The following is a 7,536-nucleotide window of genomic DNA, read 5'->3' on the forward strand; positions in this document are numbered from 1 at the left end:
CTTTTTTGTGCGGAAATAACAGTTGTTATTTTATTATATAAATATAACCAATTATGAAATTACAGAGTCAATATATTTCCAAATATAGTGAGGGATTTTCCTTTTGCAAATTTCTAAATACTTTAAAATAAAAGGATAATCATTACTGGACATACTTAGTAATAAGTCATACCACCATTCTGTTTCATATCGGGAAATCATGCTTAAATTATATAAAAGTAAATAATGTATAAGCAGTTCAGGGATATAATTAGAGAAATCCCTTGAGGTAGAGATGTAATATTTATCTTCTTGTAAATGATACATAAAGGGGATTGAATTAAACGATTGTATGCTCTGTTCCAGTATTAAATGTATCCCTTCCTCATTTATATGTCCTAGAGATAAAAAGCTGTAACGTTCCATTAGGAATTCAGCAAGTCTGTTTGATGTCATATGAAATAGATCTGCTACATGATGAGGAATAATAATAAAATCTTTATTTATGTCTACTGCTGTATGTGTAACCTTAGAATGATGGAAGTGGAATAAATCATTCATCTCAGCAAGCTGTTTAAATAATTCTTCCATCGAATATTTATCGGCTTCTACATTTTTTATATCGAACATCTTTGTAGCAATATGCGAAAAAAATCCATTTCTTTGTATTTTCACTTCATCTTTTAAGAAATGATAATTTTGTTTTTTTCGCTTTCTGCTTGAAACTCCATGAGCTAATACTGTGGAAGTTTCAGGATATAAAGGATCATTAATTAAAAGACATGCTTTTAAAAGTTGAGAAAGTCCATAAAATAATAGCATCGGCTGTAAAGAAGTTGGAGCTTTATTTGCCTGGTTGAAAAAATTTTCACCGTGTTTTAAAAAATATACAAAACGGGAACAGTTTTCGTAAGCTAAACTACTTGGATTAGTAAAAGAATTGTTTTTATACTTCGTTTCTAATCGTTTTTGTACTGTTTCGATTGAATGATAGGAAAGCAAATTTTCCCAAGGAGAAATCATCATTTGTATAGAACACCCCTATATATAAATTCAAAATATTCCAACATTTTCATACTTCCTTGACAGTCGCTTGTACAGTTGATAATCTACTAATAATATTTTGCCGAAAAAAGGGGGATTTACTATGTGGGAACAAAAATTTTCAAAAGAAGGATTAACTTTTGATGATGTACTGCTTGTACCATCTAAATCTGAAGTATTGCCAAGGGATGTTGATTTATCCGTAGAGCTTACACCAACACTGAAATTGAACATTCCAATTATTAGTGCTGGAATGGACACTGTTACTGAAGCTGAACTTGCAATTGCAATGGCTAGACAAGGTGGACTTGGTGTCATTCATAAAAATATGTCAATTGAGCAGCAAGCTGAGCAAGTAGACAAAGTAAAACGATCAGAACGTGGCGTTATTACTGACCCATTCTTCTTAACACCAGAACATCAAGTGTTTGATGCTGAGCATTTAATGGGGAAATATCGTATTTCAGGTGTTCCGATTGTAAATAACCCGGAAGAGTTAAAATTAGTTGGTATTATTACAAACCGTGATATGAGATTTATTCAAGACTTTTCTATAAAAATTGATGATGTTATGACAAAGGAAAATCTTGTTACAGCTCCAGTTGGTACGACATTAAAAGAAGCAGAGAATATTCTGCAACGATATAAAATCGAGAAGCTTCCATTAGTTGATAATGGAGGTAAATTAAAAGGTTTAATTACGATCAAGGATATTGAAAAGGTAATTGAATTTCCGAATTCAGCAAAAGACGAGCAAGGACGCTTATTAGTTGGAGCTGCAGTTGGAGTAACAGCAGATACAATGTTAAGGGTAGACAAGCTAGTTGAAAAAAGTGTAGATGTTATCGTTGTAGATACAGCACATGGACATTCTGCAGGTGTTCTAAACACTGTAAGCAATATCCGTAATAAATATCCTCAGTTAAATATTATTGCTGGTAACGTAGCAACTGCTGAAGCGACAAAAGCTTTAATTGAAGCAGGAGCGAATGTAGTAAAGGTTGGAATCGGGCCTGGTTCTATTTGTACAACTCGTGTTGTGGCAGGTGTCGGTGTTCCGCAAATTACGGCTATTTATGATTGCGCAACAGAGGCTAGAAAGCACGGTGTGGGCATTATAGCTGATGGCGGTATTAAATACTCTGGAGATATCGTTAAAGCACTTGCAGCAGGTGGTTATGTTGTTATGCTTGGCAGCTTGCTTGGAGGTACTTCAGAAAGTCCTGGAGATACAGAAATTTATCAAGGCAGACGCTTTAAAGTGTACCGCGGCATGGGCTCTATTGGTGCCATGGAAAAAGGAAGTAAAGACCGTTATTTCCAAGAAGATAATAAAAAGTTCGTTCCAGAAGGCATCGAAGGAAGAATTCCTTACAAAGGACCATTGGCAGATACAATTTATCAATTGATTGGCGGAGTTCGTTCTGGCATGGGCTACTGTGGTACGAAAGATCTTCAGGAGCTTCGTGAGAATTCTCAATTTATTAGAATGACTGGAGCAGGCTTAAGAGAGAGTCATCCGCATGATGTTCAAATAACAAAAGAATCCCCTAACTATTCCCTATAAATTAAATAGGAAATTGTACCTTATAAATATGACAAATATTTTACTTTTGGACAGAGTGCTATACTCTGTCTATTTTTTTCCCAATATGTATGATAAAATCTTTCTTATTGTGTTTTGTAAAAATAACTAGAATTTACATAGATAATAATTTGATTGTGGAGGTAAGAGGAGTGAATAAAAATCATTTTAAACGTGTGTTAGCTGCATTTTTAGCTATTACGTTATTTTTTACAATATTTCTCCCATTTCAGCAGGTTGATGCGGCAAGTGAGCCAGTTTCGATTAATGCTAAAGCTGCAATATTAGTAGAAGCTTCAACTGGTACTATTCTTTACGGGAAAAATATTGATGAGAAACTGCCAATTGCAAGTATGGCAAAAGTAATGACGGAGTATTTAGTGTTAGAAGCATTAGATAAGAAAAAAATAAAGAGTGACCAAACATATACTCCAAGTGATTATGTTTATAAAATTTCCCAAAAGAGAGATCTTTCCAATGTACCATTGAGAAAAGACGGAACATATAGCGCCCATGAACTGTTTGAAGCAATGTCTATTTATTCAGCAAATGGTGCTGCAATTGCACTTGCAGAAATTGTTGCTGGTTCAGAAACGAATTTTGTTAAGATGATGAATGAAAAAGCTCAGGAACTTGGACTTAAAAATACAGAATTCATCAATGCAACTGGACTTGAAAATAAAGATTTACAAGGAATGCATCCAGAGGGGACATCTGCAGACAGTGAAAATAAAATGTCAGCAAGAGATATGGCAAAGCTTTCTCAAAGACTTCTTAAAGACTATCCTGAAGTACTAGAAGTAGCAAGTGTGCCGAAGAAGGTTTTTAGAGAGGGCACAGATGATAAAATTAATATGCCTAACTGGAACTGGATGTTAAAAGGCTTATTATTTGAATATGAAGGTGTAGACGGTTTAAAAACAGGTTCGACATCTTCAGCAGGATCTTGTTTTACAGCGACAGCTGAGCGTAATGGAATGCGTGTTATTTCTGTTGTGATGAATGCTGGTGATGCTAAAGGAAGCAGTTTACACACAGCAAGATTCCAAGAAACGAAGAAAATGTTAGATTACGCATATAATAACTTTAATGTACAAGAAGTTTTCCAAGCAAATTATGCAGTGAAAGATCAATCAGTTCTTCCAGTCGTTAAAGGAAAAGAAAAAGAAGTTAAAATTCATTCAAAAGACGCTTTAAAGCTTGTTGTTCGAAATGGAGAAGAAAAAGCTTATACGGCTAAATTTAATATTGATGATAAAAAACTTACAGAAAATAAAGAATTAACTGCCCCGCTGAAGAAAAATGAAAAAGTGGGAACAATGACTGTTGAGTATACTGGTAAAGGTGACAAATTATCATTCCTTGATGGAGATAAAGGAATGCAAACTGATATTGTTACAGAAAAAGCTGTTGAAAAAGCTAATTGGTTTGTTTTAACAATGAGAAGCATCGGTGGATTCTTCGCAGGTATTTGGAATGGTATCACTGATACTGTTAAAAGTTGGTTTTAAAAACTCCCTCTTTAGGGAGTTTTTAGTATTTTCTTATCGGAATAATAATGATTGTTCATATATTGCGAAAAATCCATTAATTTTGATAGGAATTTTTAAAGAGTTAGGATAAAATAAGTCTAGTGTATGTCTATTAGCTTTTATACTAATCCTACTAATTAAGGAAATAATACAATACATAGGGAGGACATAAAAAATGAGTACAGGTACTGATCGTGTAAAACGCGGCATGGCAGAAATGCAAAAAGGCGGCGTTATTATGGATGTTGTAAATGCAGAACAAGCAAAGATTGCGGAGGAAGCTGGTGCTGTTGCAGTAATGGCACTTGAGAGAGTTCCTGCTGATATTCGTGCTGCTGGTGGAGTTTCACGTATGGCAGATCCTACAATTGTGGAAGAAGTAATGAACGCGGTTTCTATTCCAGTAATGGCAAAAGCAAGAATTGGACATATTGTCGAAGCACGTGTTCTTGAAGCACTTGGGGTTGACTATATTGATGAAAGTGAAGTACTAACTCCTGCTGATGAGGAGTACCATCTTTTAAAAAGTGAATTCACTGTACCGTTCGTGTGCGGATGCCGTGATCTAGGTGAAGCAACTCGCCGTATCGCTGAAGGTGCTTCAATGTTAAGAACAAAAGGTGAGCCTGGAACAGGTAACATCGTTGAGGCAGTTCGCCATATGCGTAAAGTAAATGCACAAATTCGCAAAGTTGCTAATATGAGCACTGATGAGCTTATGACAGAAGCAAAAAATCTTGGTGCGCCATTTGAATTATTACTTCAAATTAAGCGTGAAGGAAGACTTCCGGTAGTTAACTTTGCTGCAGGCGGTGTTGCTACACCTGCTGATGCTGCTTTAATGATGCAATTAGGTGCTGATGGAGTATTTGTTGGTTCTGGTATTTTCAAATCAGAGAATCCTGCTAAATTTGCACGTTCTATCGTAGAAGCGACAACTCACTATCAAGATTATAAATTGATTGCTGAACTTTCTAAAGGACTTGGAACAGCAATGAAAGGCATTGAAATTTCAAGCATTTTACCTGAGCATAGAATGCAAGAGCGCGGCTGGTAATTAGAAGGGGTTTTCTATTATGTTAAAAATCGGTGTTTTAGGCTTACAAGGTGCTGTAAGAGAGCATATCCAATCGATTGAAGCATGCGGTGCGGAAGGTGTTATCGTTAAAACACCGGCACAGCTCAAAGAACTGGACGGTTTAATTATCCCGGGCGGAGAAAGCACGACGATGCGCCGTCTTATTGATAAGTATGATTTTATGGAACCGTTAAAACAGTTTGCAAAAGAAAATAAACCGATGTTTGGAACATGTGCCGGACTTATTTTATTAGCAAGTGAAGTAGTCGGTTATGAAGAGTCTCATGTTGGTGTATTTGATGTAACTGTTGAGCGTAATTCCTTTGGACGCCAGAAAGAGAGTTTTGAAGCGGAGCTGAATATAACTGGTGTTGGTGAAGACTTTATTGGAGTGTTTATCCGTGCGCCTCATATTGTTGAAGTCGGTGAAGATGTTGAGATTTTATCGAAGCATAATGGAAGAATCGTTGCAGCCCGTCATGGACATTTACTAGGCTGTTCATTCCATCCAGAACTGACTGATGATCATCGTATGACGAAGTTGTTTTTAGAAATGGTACAGGAATCTAAAAATAACGCATAAAAACATTGCAATTAGTAAAGACTTTTAGTAAATTATGTATGAGAAAATGTTTATAATGAAAACGTGATGATAGGAACTAGTAATAAGTGTTTCTTTCTATAGAGAGCCGGTGGCTGGTGTAAACCGGTGTTAGAGCCTTGTGAATCCATCCTTGAATGAATTGCTGAAATCATGAGAAAGTATGCAGTTCCGGTACTAGCCGTTATCTATTAAGTGAAAGATACTTTTAGTATTTTTAACTAGGGTGGCAACGCGGGTTAACTCTCGTCCCTTTTTAGGGACGGGAGTTTTTTATTTTTTAAAATAAAAAGGAGAGAAGATAATGCTTGATATTAAATACTTACGTGCCAATTTTGAAGAAGTGAAACAAAAGTTAACAAAGCGTGGAGAAGAACTATCAGATATCGGCAAGTTTGAAGAATTAGATGCAAAAAGACGTGAATTGCTTGTAGCTACTGAACAATTAAAAAGTAAAAGAAATGAAGTATCATCTCAAGTTGCTGTTCTTAAACGGGAGAAGCAGCCTGCTGACCATTTAATTAATGAAATGAAAGAAGTAGGGGAAAAGATTAAAGAGCTTGATGATCAGTTAAGAGTAATTGAAGATGAATTAGATCATTTACTGCTTTCTATCCCGAATATCCCTCATGAGTCCGTCCCAGTTGGTGAGACAGAGGATGATAATGTTGAAATTCGTAAATGGGGTAGTGTTCCTGAATTTTCATTTGAGGCGATTCCACATTGGGATATTGCCCATGAATTAGGAATATTAGATTTTGAACGTGCCAGCAAGGTAACAGGCAGCCGTTTTGTTTTTTATCGCGGTCTTGGAGCAAGATTAGAACGTGCTCTTTTCAATTTTATGCTTGATTTACATGTTGATGAGCATGGCTATACAGAAATTCTTCCTCCGTATATTGTGAATCGTGACAGTATGACTGGTACTGGGCAGCTTCCGAAATTTGAGGAGGATGCATTTAAAATTGCAGATGAAGAATATTTCCTTATTCCAACTGCTGAAGTTCCAGTAACAAATATGCATCGTGATGAAATTTTAGCAGGAGAACAGCTGCCAATTTATTATGCAGCATTCAGTGCTTGTTTCCGTTCTGAAGCAGGATCTGCTGGCCGTGATACGAGAGGACTTATTCGTCAGCACCAATTTAATAAAGTGGAATTGGTGAAGTTTGTGAAACCGGAAGATTCTTATGAGGAGCTTGAAAAATTAACAGCAAATGCTGAGAAAGTTTTACAGCTTCTAGGCTTACCATACCGTGTATTAAATATGTGTACGGCTGATTTAGGATTTACAGCAGCGAAGAAATATGACATTGAAGTCTGGCTGCCTAGCAGTGGGACATATCGTGAAATTTCTTCTTGCAGTAATTTTGAATCATTCCAAGCACGCAGAGCGAATATTCGTTTCAGACGTGATGCTAAAGGGAAGCCGGAGCATATTCATACATTGAATGGATCAGGGCTTGCAGTTGGCAGAACAGTAGCAGCTATCTTAGAAAATTATCAGCAAGAAGACGGCAGTGTAATTATTCCAGAAGTATTAAGACCATATATGGGGAATAAAGAACGTATTAGCCGTTAATAATACTTTTAGGGATCTGTCTTTGTATACTTTTTTAGACAGATCCTTCATTAAAAAAATTCTTGAATTTTATTGACATGCTTTCATTATCTATGATATATTTAATCATGTCGAAACGGAGGAATACCCAAGTCC

Annotated in this window: 6 protein-coding genes and 1 other annotated feature; of the genes, 5 read left to right on the forward strand and 1 reads right to left on the reverse strand. The window is 36.1% G+C overall.

Annotated elements, in window-relative coordinates:
• Positions 1-51: 51 nt before the first annotated feature.
• Complete coding sequence (locus BFA01S_RS20205; protein ID WP_066235210.1) at positions 52-1,005, reverse strand: YaaC family protein; 954 nt, start codon at positions 1,003-1,005, stop codon at positions 52-54.
• 121 nt (positions 1,006-1,126) lie between these two features.
• Here BFA01S_RS20205 and guaB point away from each other — a divergent pair, with 121 nt between their 5' ends.
• The 5 genes from guaB to serS all read left to right on the forward strand — a co-directional run bounded on the left by guaB (position 1,127) and on the right by serS (position 7,401).
• Positions 1,127-2,590, forward strand: a complete 1,464-nt coding sequence (gene guaB, locus BFA01S_RS20210) for an IMP dehydrogenase (RefSeq protein ID WP_066235211.1) — start codon at positions 1,127-1,129, stop codon at positions 2,588-2,590.
• A gap of 170 nt (positions 2,591-2,760) precedes the next feature.
• Positions 2,761-4,119 carry a serine hydrolase gene (locus tag BFA01S_RS20215; protein ID WP_066235213.1) on the forward strand — a complete coding sequence of 453 codons (1,359 nt, stop codon included), beginning with the start codon at positions 2,761-2,763 and terminating at the stop codon, positions 4,117-4,119.
• 196 nt (positions 4,120-4,315) lie between these two features.
• Positions 4,316-5,197 carry a pyridoxal 5'-phosphate synthase lyase subunit PdxS gene (pdxS, locus tag BFA01S_RS20220; RefSeq protein WP_066235215.1) on the forward strand — a complete coding sequence of 294 codons (882 nt, stop codon included), beginning with the start codon at positions 4,316-4,318 and terminating at the stop codon, positions 5,195-5,197.
• A 19-nt stretch (positions 5,198-5,216) separates the two neighbouring features.
• Positions 5,217-5,801 carry a pyridoxal 5'-phosphate synthase glutaminase subunit PdxT gene (gene pdxT, locus BFA01S_RS20225; RefSeq protein WP_066235217.1) on the forward strand — a complete coding sequence of 195 codons (585 nt, stop codon included), beginning with the start codon at positions 5,217-5,219 and terminating at the stop codon, positions 5,799-5,801.
• A 57-nt stretch (positions 5,802-5,858) separates the two neighbouring features.
• Positions 5,859-6,076: a binding site (T-box leader), on the forward strand.
• 47 nt (positions 6,077-6,123) lie between these two features.
• A complete protein-coding gene (gene serS / locus BFA01S_RS20230) occupies positions 6,124-7,401 on the forward strand; it encodes a serine--tRNA ligase (protein ID WP_066235219.1) in 1,278 nt (425 codons plus the stop codon).
• The last annotated feature ends 135 nt before the right edge of the window (positions 7,402-7,536 follow it).

Source organism: Metabacillus fastidiosus NBRC 101226, assembly GCF_001591625.1.
GTDB lineage: Bacteria > Bacillota > Bacilli > Bacillales > Bacillaceae > Metabacillus > Metabacillus fastidiosus.

Bases quoted from the DNA above. Each gene is read 5' to 3' on its own strand.
- BFA01S_RS20205 (WP_066235210.1), bottom strand. From the start codon at position 1,005: ATGATGATTTCTCCTTGGGAAAATTTGCTTTCCTATCATTCAATCGAA.
- guaB (WP_066235211.1), top strand. From the start codon at position 1,127: ATGTGGGAACAAAAATTTTCAAAAGAAGGATTAACTTTTGATGATGTA.
- pdxS (WP_066235215.1), top strand. From the start codon at position 4,316: ATGAGTACAGGTACTGATCGTGTAAAACGCGGCATGGCAGAAATGCAA.
- pdxT (WP_066235217.1), top strand. From the start codon at position 5,217: ATGTTAAAAATCGGTGTTTTAGGCTTACAAGGTGCTGTAAGAGAGCAT.
- serS (WP_066235219.1), top strand. From the start codon at position 6,124: ATGCTTGATATTAAATACTTACGTGCCAATTTTGAAGAAGTGAAACAA.